Source organism: uncultured Sphingopyxis sp., assembly GCF_900078365.1.
GTDB lineage: Bacteria > Pseudomonadota > Alphaproteobacteria > Sphingomonadales > Sphingomonadaceae > Sphingopyxis.
On the sequence record NZ_LT598653.1, the window covers coordinates 1,005,842 to 1,023,041 of the forward strand.

General features: G+C 67.2%; 9 protein-coding genes and 1 tRNA gene. 6 read left to right on the top strand and 4 right to left on the bottom strand.

Going from position 1 to position 17,200, the window contains the following annotated elements:
* Positions 1 to 233: 233 nt before the first annotated feature.
* On the bottom strand, positions 234 to 869 hold the full coding sequence (locus QZL87_RS04455) for a glutathione S-transferase (RefSeq protein WP_295324248.1): 636 nt from the start codon (positions 867 to 869) through the stop codon (positions 234 to 236).
* Complete coding sequence (locus tag QZL87_RS04460; RefSeq protein ID WP_295324253.1) at positions 866 to 1,798, bottom strand: DMT family transporter; 933 nt, start codon at positions 1,796 to 1,798, stop codon at positions 866 to 868. Before QZL87_RS04460 ends, QZL87_RS04455 begins: the two co-directional genes overlap by 4 nt.
* Positions 1,799 to 1,900: 102 nt before the next feature.
* Here QZL87_RS04460 and QZL87_RS04465 point away from each other — a divergent pair.
* Positions 1,901 to 1,976, top strand: a tRNA-Trp gene (locus QZL87_RS04465).
* 40 nt (positions 1,977 to 2,016) lie between these two features.
* On the opposite strand, the gene QZL87_RS04470 is transcribed toward QZL87_RS04465, so the two are convergent.
* Positions 2,017 to 4,746, bottom strand: a complete 2,730-nt coding sequence (locus QZL87_RS04470) for a winged helix-turn-helix domain-containing protein (RefSeq protein ID WP_295324257.1) — start codon at positions 4,744 to 4,746, stop codon at positions 2,017 to 2,019.
* A gap of 111 nt (positions 4,747 to 4,857) precedes the next feature.
* Here QZL87_RS04470 and QZL87_RS04475 point away from each other — a divergent pair, with 111 nt between their 5' ends.
* The 4 genes from QZL87_RS04475 (at position 4,858) to QZL87_RS04490 (ending at position 8,568) form a co-directional block, all read left to right on the top strand.
* A complete protein-coding gene (locus tag QZL87_RS04475; RefSeq protein ID WP_295324262.1) occupies positions 4,858 to 5,508 on the top strand; it encodes a hypothetical protein in 651 nt (216 codons plus the stop codon).
* Positions 5,505 to 6,443 carry a hypothetical protein gene (locus QZL87_RS04480; protein WP_295324266.1) on the top strand — a complete coding sequence of 313 codons (939 nt, stop codon included), beginning with the start codon at positions 5,505 to 5,507 and terminating at the stop codon, positions 6,441 to 6,443. The genes QZL87_RS04475 and QZL87_RS04480 overlap by 4 nt, the downstream gene beginning before the upstream one ends.
* Positions 6,440 to 7,777 carry a hypothetical protein gene (locus tag QZL87_RS04485; RefSeq protein ID WP_295324270.1) on the top strand — a complete coding sequence of 446 codons (1,338 nt, stop codon included), beginning with the start codon at positions 6,440 to 6,442 and terminating at the stop codon, positions 7,775 to 7,777. The genes QZL87_RS04480 and QZL87_RS04485 overlap by 4 nt, the downstream gene beginning before the upstream one ends.
* Positions 7,778 to 7,950: 173 nt before the next feature.
* Positions 7,951 to 8,568 carry a response regulator transcription factor gene (locus QZL87_RS04490; protein ID WP_136173831.1) on the top strand — a complete coding sequence of 206 codons (618 nt, stop codon included), beginning with the start codon at positions 7,951 to 7,953 and terminating at the stop codon, positions 8,566 to 8,568.
* Here the strand turns inward: QZL87_RS04490 and QZL87_RS04495 are convergent.
* Entirely contained in the window at positions 8,554 to 10,809 is a 2,256-nt protein-coding gene (locus tag QZL87_RS04495) for an ATP-binding protein (RefSeq protein WP_295324273.1), read from the bottom strand. The genes QZL87_RS04490 and QZL87_RS04495 overlap by 15 nt on opposite strands.
* A 353-nt stretch (positions 10,810 to 11,162) precedes the next feature.
* On the opposite strand from QZL87_RS04495, the gene QZL87_RS04500 reads away from it, so the two are divergent.
* Positions 11,163 to 17,150 (top strand): autotransporter domain-containing protein, encoded by a 5,988-nt coding sequence (locus tag QZL87_RS04500; RefSeq protein ID WP_295324278.1) that lies wholly within the window; start codon positions 11,163 to 11,165, stop codon positions 17,148 to 17,150.
* Positions 17,151 to 17,200: the final 50 nt, after the last annotated feature.

A 17,200-nucleotide genomic window follows, 5' to 3' on the forward strand; every position in this document is an offset into this window, starting at 1 on the left:
CTTCGCGGGGGCGACGGTTATAGGCAACGTCCGCCCTCCACCCCAAAACCGACCCATCAGCCCCATTCCGCCGCGTGAGAATGTGAAAGCCAACCTCCCCGCCGCGCCATAAATTCACTCCACATCCGGCCTTTCACGCGACCTACACCCCGAAAGGCCGATGCGTTTTCCTCGTTGGCGCTGCCATGCACGGGGGCACGGAGGGCTTCACCTTATGGTGGAGCCCTTTTTCGTCATGCGGGGGCTTTCTGTCGCTTGCGCGCGCGCCGGAACCCCTCGCGCGCCGTGCAGCGATCGCGCCATGCCCTCGTGGCATCACCCAGCACATCGTCGGCGCCGAGCGTCGTCGCGAGGAAGGCGGCATAGCCGATGACGATGTCGGCGATGGTGAAGCGCCCCGCGACGAGCCATTCGCGCCCGTCGGCGAGCGCCGCCTCGATGCTCTTCGCCCGCCCGCCGAAAAACGCCTTATAGTCCTCGACCGCCTGCGCGAGCCGCCGCTCCTCGGGCTCGACGCGCGTGTAGCGGAGCATGATCGCGAGCGGGAAGGTCAGCGTCGCGTCGCCGCGGTGCAGCCAGTTGCGACAGTCCCAATAATCGGCTTCGTCCCGCCGGACCTCGAGCGGCGTCCCCTCGGCGATCCGTTCGCAGATTGCGGCGGACTCGGTCATCAGCCGTCCGCCCTCGACCCAGCCGGGCACGGTCATCAGCGGGTTGACTGCGCGATAATCGGGCTCGAATGCGCGCGGCGGGAATTTGAGCAGGCGCAGGTCCACGTCGAGGCCGGCCTCTTCGACCGCCCACAGGCAGCGCAGCGAGCGGGCGTCGGGGCAGTGATAGAGGATCGGCCTGCTTTTCTCGCTTGTCATGCGGCAACCTCCTTCGGCCGGTCGATATGGCGGCGATGTTCGCGCCAGGCGATGAACAGGCCCGACGCGATGATCAGCGGCGCGCCGGCCCAGGTCGTGTCGGCGGGCAGGGTGCCGAAGAACCACCAGCCCGCGGCGATCGCCCACAGCAGGCTCGAATAATCCATCGGGATCACCACCGACACCGGCGCGAGGCGCAGCGCGCCGGTCAGCGACATCTGGACGACCGCGCCGAGGAAGCCGAGCCCGATCAGCAGCAGCCATTCATGGCCGCTGTGCGCCGTGACGACAAAGGGCAGGGCGATGCCGAGCGGGATCAGCGACAGCAGGCTGAACCAGAAGACGATCGTCGCGGCATTTTCGGTGCGGCCGAGATCGCGCACCGCTATGGTGATCAGCGCGGTCATGATCGCGCCGCCGAGCGCGACCAAGGTGCCGACGCCGTGCATGCCGCCGAAGCCGCCCGCGAAGCCCGCAACCGGATCGAGCACGACGAGCACGCCGACGAAGCCGACGATCACCGCGCTCCACCGCTGCCATCCCGTCGCCTCGCCGAGCAGGATGGCGGCGAAGATGACGGCAAAGATCGGCACCGACAGGCTGATCGTCGTCGCCTCGGCCATCGGCAGCAGGATCATGCCGCCGAAATTGCACGCCATGCCGGTCAATCCCATCATCGCCCGCCGCGCATGCGCGCCGATGCGCTGTGTCTTCAGCGACGCGAGGCCGCCGGTCGCCATCACCCAGGCCAGCACGAAGGGCAGGACGAGCGCCTGCCGCCAGAACAGGCTTTCGACGATATGGATGCCCGCCGCGTCGATCATCTTGACGAGCACGAACATCAGCGAGAGGCTGACCATCGCGAGCAGCCGCAACGCGATACCGCCCAGATAATTTTGCGGTGCTGCGGATGATGACGCGTCGCTCATGCGAAATCGCGCATATCAGCCCCGCCGATGCGCGCAAGCCGTCATCCCCCCTCATCCCCCTTGCCCCGTCCCTTATATCCGGCTAGTGGCGCACTCCGGCCTAGGGGTATAGCTCAGTTGGTAGAGCATCGGTCTCCAAAACCGAGGGTCGCGGGTTCGAGTCCTGCTGCCCCTGCCAGGCCGTTCGATCGCTTTTCGAAGCGACCGCTGCCCGGCGATCAACCGCCGCCCCGGGCCAGTCGCGCCTCCAGCTTGCTGGCGCGCGCTTTCGCCGCCGGATCTTTCACCCCCGCGAGGGCCGGCGCCGCCGCCGCGAACAACCGCTGCGCTTCGCCTCTGTCGCCGCTTCCCAGCATCGCTTCGGCGCGCGCCAGATCGACCGCCGCACCGATGTCCGGGTTGCCCAGCAACTGTGCCATTTTCTGCCGGTCGAGATCGTCGAGCAAAGCCCGTGCGTCGGCGAAACGGTCGTTGGAGATCAAGCATTCGGCGGTGAAATAGCGCACCACATGCGTGAGCGGATAGTCGGGGCCAAAGGCGGCGCGGGTCGTCGCCAGCGCGTCCTGCGCGATCCCCATCGCCTGCCGACGGCGCGCCGTCTGGCATAGCGCCGAGGCATAGTCGGTCTGGCCGACCAGTGCCTGGTGCGACTGCGGCCCCGCCAGCGCCGCCGCACCGCGCCAGACGCGCTCGGCCTCGCGCGCGGCGGCGTCATATTGTCCAAGCGCCGCGAAACTCTCGAACCGCGTCGAATGGAGGCCCAGCGTGAAGCGGTGATCGGGTCCGAATCTTTTCTGCATCGCGGCGAGGAGCGGGACGCTGGCCTTCAGTGCTTCCTCGTGCCGTCCCGTCATCGACAGGCTGTTCAGCCAATGCTGCCGCGTGACGAGCGTGTCGGGATGGTCGGCGCCCCGGATGCGCGTCGAATCGCGTACGATCGCGCGCGCGACCGGTTCGGCCTCGTCGGCGCGGCCGAGCCGCATCAAGGTCAGCACGAGCGACGAGCGCGCCTTGAGCAATTGCCCCGGCGGCACCCCGCTGCCCGCCGCTTCGCCGATCTTCACGGCGCGCTGGAACGCGCGCTCGGCGGCCTCGATGTCGGCCATATAGCCATAGGCGCCCTCGGCCGAGGCGAGCGCGAAGCCGACGCGCCCGGCGTCGCCGCGCGCGCCCAGCCGCTTGCGCTCGGCCGCGAGCAGCTTGCCCGCCACTTCGAGCCGTTCGGGCTGGCCCGACGTCGATTCCATATGGATGCGCCCGAGCCGGCCGACCACGGCATCGTCGCTCGCCGCTTCGCCCGCCTTCTCGAACAAGGCGTCGGCGCGCGCATATTCGGCGCGCGCGGTGTCCGAATCGGACCGTTGGTGAAAGGCGCGCGCGACCGCGAGATGGAGCCGTGCGGCGACATGCGGGGCTCCGGCGAAACGCTGGTCGATCTGCTGGCTCGCGCGCTTGATCGCGTCGATCACCGTCTCGTCGGCGCTCGATTTCGCCGGATCGGGACTGCCGAGCACATCCTCGGCGATGAAGGCATAGCTGGTTTCGGCGAGTTCGCGCGCCGCCACCGCTTCGTTGCGCTGCTGCCAGGCATAGACGGCGAGCGCCGACGCGGTCAGCAGGCCGATACTCAGGCTGGCGAAGGCGGCGCGAACCCATGGCCGCCGCGCGGCGCGCCGCTCTTCCCGCTTCTGCTGCTCGGCGAGCCGCGCCGCGCGTTCGGCTTCGGCTGCGGCTTCGGCGCGGCGCTGCGGCAGGCGATCGAGCCGGTCGGCCAGCTCCTCGGCGCTCGCGAGCCGCTCGGCGGGTGCCCCCGCCGCGGCGCGCGCGATGTCGTCTCGCAGCAACGGATCGGCGACGCCCGCTTCCCAGCCCGGCGCCAGCGCCGCCGAAAAATCGCCGATGACGAGCTGATAGAGGATCAGGCCGAGCGCATAGATGTCGCTTTTCGCCGTCGGCACGGCTTCGCCGGCGAGCTCGGGCGCGCGATACGCCAGCGTTCCCGAACGCGGCTCGTCGCGGCCGAGGTCGGCGTCGAGCGATCCCGGGTCGGTGATGTGGTAATTGGCGAGAACCGCATCGTCGAGCAGCCGCCCGCTGCCGAAATCGACCAGCCGCACCACCGGCTCGCCCTCGACCCGGTCGATCAGGATGTTCGCGGGTTTCAGATCCTTGTGCAGCACGCCCATGCCGTGAACCGCCGCGAGCGCGCGCGCGATCATCGCGGCGACCGCCAGCCGCTCCCCGGGCGCGATGGCGGACAGGCCGCCCGCGGCGTTCGCCCAGGCGAGCAAATCATCGCCGCCCCAGGCATATTCGAGGAAGAAGGGCGCGGTGTCGAAATTCCATTCGTGGAGCGCCGGGATCGGCGCCGCCTTGCCCAGCCCGGCGAACAGCAGGCGCGACAGCGCCGCCTCGCGCTTCAGGCTGCGCAGCCGGTCGGGCGCGTCGGCGAATTTGAAGACGCGCGCCTCGCCCGTCTTCGCCTGCCGTGCGTGCCAGACATCCTCGCTGCCGGTGTCGCCGAGCGGGTGGTCGAGCTGCCACAGCTTGCGGCCGGGCACGCTGTCGCCCGGCGCAAAGGCGAAGCGCGGCGCAAGCGGGGTGTCGATGCTCTCGACCGCGACCGGCGCGACCAGCCGGTATCCGACGCGCGGCACCGTCGCGATGATCGCATCGGCGTCGCCGCCCAGCGCCTTGCGCAATTTCGATATGGCGGTGGCGAGCGAGCCCTCGACGACGGTGAGGCCCGGCCATACGGCGTCGAGTATCTCGTCCTTGGTGACGACCTCGCCCGCGCGCAGCAGCAGTTCGTGCAGCACCTCGAGCGGCTTGCCCTCGAGCGCGACGGCGCGCCCGTTGACGCGCAGCGCCCAGCTCGCCTCGTCGAAATCGGCGTTGGCGAAATGCCACAGGCGCCGCCGACGGCGCGACGAATGGGTTCCCGACATAGAAATCACAGCCCCCCGACCATTCTTTAGAAAAGCTTTAGAACAGGATCAGGACGCAAATTCAAGGATGTGCGAGCACTTCCCGGCGATTGCATTTCGGGGGAGGTCATGATGAGCAATAATGAGCAGCCGATCCGGCGCGCCGAGGACATACACGGCTTTTTCCGCACCGGTATTGTCCGCGGCGTTGGCAATTGGTCCGAAACGCATGTGCGATCGTCGACCAGCGGCGGCGGGGGCTATGTCCACAACGGAATGGGCCACATATCGGCGCCGAGGGTGAGCGTGTCGTCGACGACCACCGAAGTGACGCGCTTCTTCATGGAATATGGCGAGGATGACGAGGAAGAGGTGACGATCAAGGGCGGCGGCTTCGCCGCGCGCGAGGGGCAGCGGGTCACGGTCGTCCGCATCGGCTCGCGCCCCGGCTGGGGTTATGATGTCGCCTATCACAACCACAATACCGGCAAAACCTACGCGCCGGACGGCTGGCTGGTGTGGCCGCTGGGAAAATCTCCGTCGGCCGCGCTGGTGCTGATCGCCCCGATCGTCGGCGCGATCGCCGGTGCTTTGCTGCTTCCCAGCCTGTGGTGGTTCCTCGGTCTCGCCGGATTCGGCTGGGCGTTCTACGCCTGGCGCCAGAAGGCCGGCGAATATCGGACGCTGAAGGAAGCGGTGCGGCAACGGATCGGCGAGGTGCTGGCCGATGCCAAGGCGGAGCACGGACGCGTGCGCGCCGGGCGCGAAGGCGAAGCCGCGTGATCCGCGCGCGCGCCGAGCGCCTCGTTTCCCTGTGCCCCTTGCTGTTTTCGGCGCTGCTGATTGCGACCTGCAGCAGCGGCGAAACACCCCCGGCGGACGGGGGCGGGGACGGGGCGGCCGGGCAGGTAAAGGCCGGCGCGGCCGCCCCCGCCGCGGCTCCGGAACCGGCCGCCGGTGACCGCGACGGCGCCTTGCGTGCCGCGGGCTACCAGCAGCGCGGTGAGACATGGATGGCGAGCTGCGAGGCCGACGTCAAACCGGTGCCGAAGGATAGCTGGTACGGCCTCGAAAGCGCCGAGATGCGCGACCTCGACGGCGACGGCATCGCCGAGGCGATGATCAGCGGCGGTAACAGCTATTGCTTCGGCAATACCGGCCTGTCGTTCAAATTGCTCGCCAAGGCGGGGGCGGGCTGGAAGGTGATCGCCGATAGCATGGGTATCCCTTCCTTCCATCCGCGCAAGGGCATCGCATGGCCCGACATCGAGATCGGCGGGCCGGGATCCGACTGTTTCCCCTTCCTGCGCTGGGACGGCCGCAAATATGCTTATGGCGGGCGCTCGCTCCAGGGGCGGATCTGCGAACTCGCTCCGAAGGCGCAGGTGAGCAAGGGCGGTCTGCCGATGGCGACCGGCCTCTGGGCGCGCAACCGCGCGGCGTGCGACGCGCTGGCGCGCGGGCAGGGCGATCCCGACTTCATCTTCGACGGCAAGGCGATGCTCGGCCCGCAGGATTATTACGGCGTCACGCCGTTCAAGGCGCTCGGCGACGGGCGCTACCGGACGGGCGGTGAGCATGAACGGCAGGTCATCGACATGAACGATCCGAAGTTCATCATCGTGCAGGAGGGCAATTGGTGGAGCGGCGGCTACACCTGGTGCTCCTCCGAACAGAGCTGGAAGCCGTGGGAAGTTTCGGAGGAGGATTATTCATGATCCGTTCGCTGTTCACATTCGCATCGGCGCTGTTGCCGGTCGCCGCGCTCGTCCAGTCGCAGCCGCAGCCCAAGCCTTGGCCGCGCGAGGTTCAGGCGTTCTATGACGAGCTCAAGGCCGAATGCCGCGCCGGCGGCGGCAAATTCGTCCCCGACCGCGCCAATTTCGCGGTCGAGACCGAAGTGACCGGTGACGGCAAGCCTGACTGGGTCGTCGAATATAGCGCCGCCTATTGCACCAATCAGGGCCATTCGGCCTGGTGCGGCACCGCGGGCTGCATGATTGCGATCCTGGGATCGGGGCGCCGCGGGCTCACCGAAATTTTCAGCAACAATGTCCGCGGCTGGCAGGCGGTGAAGCTCGACGGCGGCCGCACCGGTCTCGGCCTGTCGGTGCATGGTACGGTCTGCGGCAGCGTTGGCGCCGACATGTGCCTCGAAGTGCTGCGCTGGGACGGCCGCAAATGGGCGCTCGCGGGGCGGCGGCGCGGGACGGCCGCCGATCTTGGCCCCGACAGCGGCGAGCCTGCGTCGGCGCCTTCGCCCGGCCATGACGCGCGTTGGCAGTTCGGCGGCACCGGCGCCGGGGCGGTCGCGGCGGTGACGGGACATCCCGAATTCGCCGCGCTCGGGCTGCGCTGCCAGCCGGGCGGCGGCCTCGCTATGAGTGTTGTTCCCACGAAGGCGCTGCGCCTGCCCCCCGCAGGCCGGCCGCTCCTGATCGGTTTCAGGAGCTATGCGGAGTTTACCGAAACGACGCAGCAATTGATGCTCGAGCCCGGCAAGCCCGATTTCAGCGGCACGCTCGACCCGGCGACGAAGGCGCTGCTGACCGGCGCCGACACCGACCTCGCCGTCTATGCCAGCGTCGACGGCGGCGACGAATGGCAGGCGATCACCTATTTGTCGCTCGCGGGGTCGACCGCGGCGATCCGCTCGCTCGACCGGCAATGTCCCAAGGCGGCGGCCGCCGCGACCGGAGTGCAGCCCGGCCAGTCGCGCGTCGTGCCGCTGCCCGTCGGCTATTATGTCGACATGGCTATCGGCACCTGCGCCAAGCCCTTCGCCGACGGGACGCTCTATCTCGCCGAGGATCGCCTCATATCGCCTTACAGCAGCTGCGAGTTCGCCAGCCTCGAGATGGTCGATAGCCGGAACTTCCGGCAGACCATGATATGTTCCGACGAAGACGGCCGGCCGGGTGCTGCGCCGACCAATTATCGCGTCACCGGGCCGCGATCCTTCGCCGTCGAAACCTATAGCGAAGACTGGACCTGGTGCCCCGCGGCGCAGCTTCCGGCGAAAGCGCGCTTCTATGAGGGCGCGCGCCGATGATCACCCGCGGCGGCGCGCGCAACCATGCCCGTCCGGCATCGCCTGAATCCGCCGCCGCAAAACTCCGGACATCGGCGCGCCTGGCGTCCCCCAATATTATTCGGGTTGCGGCCGCCGCAAAATCTGCTGATCAACCGGCATCGGGCAGGCTGGGGGGCAGGCGGGGCGCAGGCATGGTGTCGAAGCATAATATATTGATCGTCGACGATCATCGCATCACCCAGAGCGGGCTGCGCTTCCTGTTCGGCTCGCTCGACCGTTACACGGTGGTGGGGGCGCTCGATCGCGGCGCGACCGTCAATGCCTTCGTCCAGTCGCAGCCCGTCGATCTGGTGATCCTCGACCTCAACCTCCCCGACGTGCGCGGGATCAACGTGCTCGCCGAAATCGTGGGTTCGCGCGACATGACGGTGATCATCCTGACCGGCGAGACGCACGTGAACGAGATTCATTCGGCGCTGAAGCTTGGCGCGCGCGCGATTGTCAGCAAGTCGGACTCGCTCGACCATATCGTCGCCGCCTGCGACGCGGCGCTCGCCGGCGAAATCTATGTCTCGCCGCATATCGGCGAGGCGCTGGGCAAGTTTCAGCAGCCGCCGGTCGCGCTGTCGTCGCGGCAGATGGCGATCCTCCACTATCTGGCGCAGGGTGAGACCAACAAGGAAATCGCCTATCGGCTGGCGATCGCGCCGCCGACGGTGTCCTTCCACATCGCCGAACTGCGGCGCAAGCTCGACGTTCCGCACAATCGCAAGATCGTCGAACGCGCGAACGAGCTAAACCTGCTCTGACCTTGCTGAAACAGCGCCCAAAAGCGGGTGGAGCGCCATTTCGCGGCATGCGGGCTTGACCGCCATCATCGTGACGAGCTGGCTGAGCCGCCCGCGCGTCACCGTCGTGTCGTCATAGGTGAGCGCGATCGTCGGGCCGCTCGCGGCGGCATCGAGTCCGGCCTCGAACGCCGCGCGGTCGTCGAAATCGAGCAGCGTCCAGCCGTCGAGCTCGGCCTGCAAGGCTTCGGCGGACACCGGAGTGATCGACGAAAAGGCTGCGGGCAGCGCGATCCGGATTTCGGTTCCGGCGGCACCCGATGCGACAATTTTCAGCGATCCGCGCAGCGTGCTGATGATGCGCTGCGCCGATCCGAAGCCCGACCCGCTGCCTTCGTCGCTTTCATCGGCGCGGATGCGGGGCATGACGCCGTCATTCAACGCCGCGACGAGTTCAGCGGGCATTCCGCCCCCGCTGTCGCGGACCGTGATGATGGCGCAGCCCTCCTCGATTTCGAGCGAGAGGCTCGCCCCGCCGGTGTGGGTATATTTGTAGCTGTTGCTCAGCAGGTTGGCGAGCGCGCGCATCAGCAAGGGGCGGTCGGAAATGATCGTGGCCTTGTCGGGAATGCGGACGTCGAGCGTCAGCCTCTTGCTCGCGAAGGGTGTCTTGAACATCATCGACAGTGGCTCGACGAGCGCCTCGGCGCGAAAGCTGCTGAGCGCGACGAAACCCGTATCGCTTGCGGCGATATTGGCGCCCGAGATGGTCGTTGATACGATTTCATTGAGATAGTCGGCCGAACTTTCGAGCATCTCGACCAGCTCGTCGTCGGCATCGGCGCGCTTCTGGCGCTTGAGGACCTCGACCGCGCTGTTGAGCGCCAGGATCACCTGTCGGCTGTCGTGCCCCGATGCGTGAAGCAGCGCATTCTGGCTGTTGACCGTTTCGAGCGCGAAGGCCTTTTCCTCGGCGAGCCGGGCGGCGCGCTCGCTGATCTCCAGCCGCTCGGTCAGCGACTGCGCATATTTCCAGTCGGCGGCGACCTTGTCGCGCTGGATCTTCTTGAGGTTCAGCCCCAGCGCGATCGTGACCATGACCGATTCGAACAGTCCGATCGGCCCGGCGAGGTGCCAGTTGATCGGCAGCCATGCGAAAATGCCCATCGAGGCGATCGCCGCATAGACGATGAAGAGCGCCAGGCTCGCCCAGCCGACGAAGAGCGGCCAGAGCTGGAAGCCGAGCTGTTTCATCGCGGCATAGCCGACGAAGGGCAGGAACAGCGCGACCGCGACGGCGACCAGCCAGGTCGCGAGGTGCAGCAGGAAACGCAGCTCGGGCGGGTAGTATGCGAGGCCGGGCTGGAAGACCATGATCGCGAGCGCGAACCAGATCAGCGCCTTCAGCACCATGTCGCGCCGCGGGAAATGGGCCGGAGTGTCGACGAAGCTTCGGCAGAATTGCGCCATCGATGCGGCAAAGCCGCATTTGATGAAATCCTCGACCGCGAGCCCGTTCAGCGGTTTGTCGTAGAGGAAGAAGATCGTGATATAGCCTTCGGAATGGACCGTGTTCAGCGCGAAGAAGGCTTCGGCCACCGCCAGCCACAGGAACTCCTTGAAACCCGTGATCGAGAAAAAGAGGAAGTTGAGCAGCAGCAGCGTCAGCGCGCCGACCACAACGCCCGATACCATCGCGATATTCGCGCGGCGCTCCTTGAAGAAAGTGCCGTAGCTGTTGATCTTGAGCGGCATATAGGTCGAATTTTCCGACAGGAACTCGATCAGCAACACCTCTTCCTCGCCCGGGTCGAGGACCAGCTCGGTGCTGAAAGCCTGATAGGTGCCGAGGTTCCGCCGCGCCGCCTCCGGGTTCGTCCCATCGACGATCAGGTCGAAGACGGCGCCCTCCAGCCGGTACAGGCGGAAATATTTCAGCGAACCGCGGCCGGTAGTCAGGATCCAGCTTCCCTGCTCGGGGCTGGCGTTGCGGACCTTGAGCAGCACCGCGGTTTGTGACCCCGGCGGCCCGAAATGGATCGTCGGCCCCTCGATCCGTTGCAGCGGCCCGGCGAGCAGCGCGCCGGGTTCGGGCCTGCCGGCACCGTCCGTCTGGCGGATGAAGCGGACGAACGGCGCGAGGGGCGGGGCATCCTTGCCCGCATGCAGTTCGAGCACGGGCAATTCCGCGGCCGCCAGTCGCGCTGGTTGCGCCGCCGCGAGCAGCGTGAAAATCAGGACCGCGAGCAGCTTTCGCATCATGGGCACCCGTTCGATGGCGGGGCCAGCGGCTTCATCCGTTCACGGGGGAATGGTGCGCGAATCCATGCGCTCCCCCGACATCAGCGACCCACCCCCCGGTGATGGATCACCGTAACGGCCGTGCGGGGCGCTGTGCAAGCATGACGTCAACGGCCCGTCGCAGATTCACCCAAAAAAACATTGGGTAGACGCTCGGGGGACGCCCGACCTAGTCAACGCGCACAAAGCTGAACGATGCCGCGCATCCAATCAGCTGGGGGACGCACATTTCGAGGTGGGGGTGGACCAGCCGGGGGACAAGATGTCCTCCGGCGAACCCCTTGCCATCTGCAATGTCGAGGGGAGTCACAGTCATGTCGCGTATTTCGAAATCCCGCCTGCTGGCTACCAGCGCAATCGTCGGCCTGTCGATCGGTCAGATCGCGGCGCCCGCCGCGGCGCAGCAATCCTTCGGCATCCATAACGACCAGCCCGAAACGCTGGAGATTGTGATCGAAGAGGAAGATCCCGACGTCGAGGGGCTCGACATTGGCATCTATGCCGACAATGGCCCTGTCGTCGTCGACAATGCCGGCGAGATTCGCGGCCTTGGCACCAGCATCGGTAGCGCCGAAAGCCGCCCCAGCGGCGGCATCGTTATCGCGCAGCCCGGATCGAGCGTCACCAACAGGGCCAGCGGGGACATCACCGGCGGCTCGAACGGCATCGCGACCTCCTATTTCTTCAGCGAGGACGCGAACGGCGACGAACTGCCGCCGCAGCCGCTCGCGGCGAACACCAGCGTCACCAACGCCGGAACGATCATCGGCCAGGCGGGCACCGGCGTCGGTCTGACCGGCGGCGGCAGCGTCACCAACAGCGGCACGATCCAGGGCTTCACCGGCAATGTCGGCAACGGCGCGCAGGGCGTCGGGGTCGCGATCACCGAATTCCCCGACCGCATCGCCGAAGGCGTGACCGGCGTCGGGACCGTCACCAACAGCGAAACCGGGTTGATCGAGGGGACGGTCTTCGGGGCGGTGCTGCAGGGCGGCGGCACGATCGACAATGAAGGCGTCATCCGCAGCACTGGCACGCCCAATCCCGCCTCGGGGGTCACCCCGTTCGGGATCATCATGGGGGCGACGCCCGATCAGACGGGCCGTAGCGCCACGCTGAACAACGGTGGTTCGGTGTCGGGTTTCCTAGGCGTTCTCGCGGGCGGCGCGCTCGAAACCGCGACGATCAACAACAGCGGGACGATCACCGGTCAGACGACCGCGATCTTCGCCAATCTGTCGGGCGACCTCGTCGTCAACAACGAAGCGGGCGGCGAGATCACGTCGAACGGCTTCATCACGATCAATTCGGCCGGCGGCACGCTCACGCTCGACAATGAAGGGCTGGTTCGCAGCGACGCCAACACGGCGATCAGCGTCGGCACCCCCGGCGCCTCGATCACCAACAGCGGCACGATCACCGGTGGCGGAAGCGACGGCATTTATGCAAACGCCGACGGCGTCACGACGATCGACAATGCCGCGGACGGCACGATCACCGGCGCGGCGTCGGGCATCCACGCCGAGTTCGGCGGGCTCGAGCTCACCAATGCGGGCACGATCCACGGTGACGGCGTCAACCCCGGCTTCGACGCCCCTCCCGACGCAGGGGTCACGATTTCGGGCGGTCCCAGCTCGGTCGTCAACAGCGGCAGCATCACCGGCAACCGCTTCGGCATCACGACCGCCAATTATTTCAACGCCGCGACCGGCCAGCTCCAGGGTCTCGCGACCGGCACCACCGTGGTCAACAGCGGCACCATCTATGGTTATAACGACGACGGCGTGCGCCTGATCGGCGGCGGCAGCGTCACCAACAGCGGCGAGATCGGCGGCCAGATCGACGCCTTTGCCGACGGCGTGTCGATGTTCGCCTACACCGACCAGGCGAACGAGGATTATAGCGCGCTCGTCACGAACGAGACCGAGGGACGGATCATTGGCGTCCGCTTCGGCGTCATCCTGTCGGGCGGCGGCGAAGTCGTGAACGACGGCGAGATTATCGGCGCGTCGGGCGGCGTCTATATTCAGGGCACCGCGCTTAACACCGACCCGAACGAGGAACGCAGCGGGCTCACCGCGAACGTCGTCAACCGCGGCACGATCACCGGGCTCGGCGATTTCGGCGGCACCGGCACCGAAGGCTATGGCGTCGGCTTCGGCAGCGACATGTCGACCGCGACGTTGGTCAACAGCGGCACGATCAGCAGCGAATTCGCTGAAGGCGTCAGCCACGGCTCGCTCGCCGACCTCACGATCACCAACGAGGAAGGCGGCGTGATCACCGGCGCCACCTCGGGCATCTACAGCGGCGCGAGCGGCACGCTGGCCGTCGACAACGCGGGCACGATCCGCGGCAACGGCACCTATGACGGCTTCGCTGCACCGCCCGACGCCGGCATCACCATCGGCACTGCGAGCTCGAGCGTGACCAACAGCGGCATCATCTCGGGCGCCGGCGCGGGCATCACCACCGCGTCGCTGTTCGACGAGGAAGCGGGTGCGCTCGTCGGCCTCGCGGTGGGTACCGAAATCACCAACAGCGGCAGCATCCTCGGCGAAACGAATGACGGCGTGCGGCTGATCGGCGGCGGCACCGTCACCAACAGCGGAACGATCCGCGGCGAAGGCACGGCCTTCTCCGACGGCGTCTCGATGTACGCCTTCACCGATCAGGCGAACGAGGATTTCGGCGCTTCGGTCGTCAACGCCGAGGGTGGCGAGATCGAAGGCACGCGCTTCGGGATCATCCTGTCGGGCGGCGGCGCGGTCGAAAATGCCGGCGACATCACCGGCGGTGACGGCGGCATGTTCCTTCAGGGCACCGCGATCAACACCGATCCGGGTGAGGACCGCAGCGGCCTGACCGCGAGTGTCGTCAACAGCGGCACGATCAGCGGCACCCGCGCCGACGGACTCAACGGCTATGGCGTCGGCTTCGGCAGCGACCTCTCGACCGCGACGCTCGACAACAGCGGCACGATCAGCAGCGTCGCGGCCGCGGGCGTCTTTCACGGCACGCTCGGCGACGTGACAATCAACAACGCTACAGATGGCGAAATCACGGGCGGCGCTTATGGCGTGCTCGCCCAAGGCGCCGGGTCGCTGACGCTCGTCAACGCCGGCACCATCCGCGGCGAGGGCGCTTATGAAGGTGCCGACCGCCCGGCCGAAGCGGGGGTGACGATCACCTCGGCGAACGCCGTGATCGAGAATAGCGGCATCATTTCGAGCGCCGGGCAGGGCGTCGTCACCCAGCTCTATTATAATGATGACACCGCCCAGCTCGAGATGCGCGCGGCGAATACCAGCGTCACCAACAGCGGGACGATCCGCGGCGAGAGCAACGATGCGATCCGGCTGTTCGGCGGCGGCAGCGTGACCAACAGCGGGACGATCGAGGGCACGGGCGGCGCAGCCGCCGACGGCATCACGATCCAGGCCTTCGCCGGGCAGGACACGAGCGGCAGCACGATGCTCGGCACGGTCGTCAACGAGGCCGGCGGCACGATCACCGGCGAACGCTATGGCGTGCTCGCGGTCAGCGGCGCGTCGGTCGATAATGCCGGCACCATCTCGGGCGCCCTCGCCGGTGTCGTCATCGGCCGCCAGAGCAGCGCGGGCAAGGAAGGCGTGCTCATCAACAGCGGCACGATCAACGGCGGCGTCCAGATCGACGTCGACAGCGCGGACGCGACGAACAGCGGTTCGATCGTCAGCGAAACCGGCGTTGCCCTGACTTCGCTCGGTCAGCTGGACCTGGTCAACAGCGGCACGATCACCGGCGGCAGCGGCGTCGCGGCGCAGCTCAGCGCGTTCGACGACACGATGACGCTGAAGACCGGCAGCGCGATCACGGGCCTCGTCGATGCGGGCGAGGGCACCGACACGCTGACGCTCGACGGCGACGTCCTCGAACTGACCGAAGCGCAGCAACTGACCGCCGCCAATGGCTTCGAGGCGCTCGACGTCGCGGCGGGCTATTGGTCGACATCGGGCTTCGTCGGCGAATTCGGCAATGTCACGATCGACGCGGGTGCGTCGCTCCAGGTCAACGAAGTCGACCTCGGCGAAGAAGGCACCTCGTCGCCGATCCTCACCTCGGCGGTGCGGACCGACGGCCTGCTCGTGCTCAACTTCGGGGAGGACGAAACCGTCTCGGCGCTCGACGATCTGACGATCGACGGGGCCGGGCAGCTGCAACTGATCGGCGATGCCGTTTTCACCGTCGATACCGCGAATATCGCGCACACCGGCGGCACGATCATCTCCAACGGCGGGCTGGTGCTCACCGGCGTGCTCCAGGGCGATGTGCGGACCGAAGGCGACGGCACTTTCGAACTCGGCGCCGGCGGGACCGAGGGCAGCTTCTCGGGCAATATCGTCAACGACGGCCGCTTCGTCTTCAACCGTTCGGATAACTATGATTTCCTCGGCGACTTCTCGGGCAATGGCGTGCTCGACAAGAAGGGCGACGGCGCGCTGACCTTCATGGGCGACTATGCCTTCGAAGGAGTGACGAACATCCTCGGCGGTTCGGTGCGCATCGGCGGGACGATCGACCCCACGACCGATTTCAATCTGGGCGAGGGCGGCACGCTCGACATCACGGGCAAGGACCAGACGATCGGCGGCCTCGAGGGCGAGGAAGGGTCGAACGTCGAACTCGGCGACAGCCAGCTGACCGTCGACCAGCCGGGGAATACGTCCTTCGGGGGCGACATTTCGGGAACCGGCAGCTTCGTCAAACAGGGCGAGGGCACGCTCAACCTGACCGGCAACAGCAGCTACACCGGTCCGACCTCGGTCAACGGCGGCACGCTCGCGGTGAACGGCTCGATCGTCTCGCCGGTGACCGTCAACAGCGGCGGCACGCTCGGCGGCAACGGCAGCGTCGGTTCGACCACGGTCGGCGATGGCGGCACGCTCGCGCCGGGCAATTCGATCGGCCGGCTGACCGTCAACGGCGATCTCGCCTTCACCGCCGGCTCGACCTATGAGGTCGAAGTCAACGCCGCGGGCGAGGCCGACCGCCTCGACGCCACCGGCGCGGTGACGATCGACAGCGCGGCCAGCGTCGCCGTCCTCGCCGAAGACGGCGAATATAATGGGCGCACCGATTATGTGATCCTGACCGGCGCGGGTGGCATCACCGGCACCTTCGGCACGGTGACGAGCAATCTCGCCTTCCTCGATCCGCTGCTGCGCTACGACGCCAATTCGGTGATCCTCTCGCTCTATCGCAACGACATCGACTTCGCCGACATCGCGGTCGGCTTCAACCAGGCGAGCGTCGCGACCGCGGTCCAGGCGCTCGGCATCGACAACCCGCTTTACGAAGCGGTGCTGGTGCAGAATGCCGCGACCGCGCAGGCGAGCTTCGGCGACCTGTCGGGCGAAATCCTGGCGAGCGCGATGAGCGGCCTGACCGACGACAGCCGTCACCTCCGCAACAGCCTGATGGGGATGAAGGCGCCCGAGGAAAGCGGTGCGTTCGTCTGGGGCTCGGCCTTCGGCGGCTGGGGCGATTTCGACGCCAATCGCGGCAATTTCGCGATGGACACCGACCACAAGGGGCTGGTCGCCGGCGTCGGCTTCGGCGGCAACGGCTTCGCCGCGGCACTGTCGGCAGGGATCGGCGGTTCGGACTTCCGTTTCGATGGTCGCAATGACCGCGCCGAGGTCGACAGCAAATATCTCGCCGCGCACGCCACCTATGGCAGCGGCGAGGGGCTGCGCGGCACCGTCGGGGTCAGCTACGCCTGGCACGACATCGACACCAGCCGCGGCATCAGCGGCGCGCCGCTGGCGCAGACGCTGACGTCGAAGCGCGATGCCGACACGCTGCAGATCTTCGGCGAAATCGGTTATGACATCACAGCCGGCAACATGGCGATCACGCCCTTCGCCCGGCTGGCGCATGTCGACACCGGCAGCGACGCCTTCACCGAAACCGGCGGCAACGCCGCGCTGACGGTGGGCAAGGCCGACCAGAAGACGACCTTCCTCAGCCTCGGCGCACGGGCGCAGTTCAACGCGGGACAGCCGGGCTTCCAGCCCTATGTCTCGGCGGCATGGAACCGTGCCTTCAACGACCGCGGTGCCCCAATCGTCTCGCGCTTCGTCGCGGGTGGTCCGGCGTTCGACATCCTCGGCATCGCGATCCCCAAAAATTCGGCGGAGGTCGAAGCCGGCTTTGAATTTACCACGGGCGCCTTCCGCCTCGGCGCTGCCTATACCGGCACGCTGGCGTCGGACCGCAGCGCCCATGGCGCACGGGTAACTGCGCGTATCGCCTTCTGATAGCGACCCGATCGGAAGCGGTTCACGCAGTTTGAGGCCGAGGCAACCCA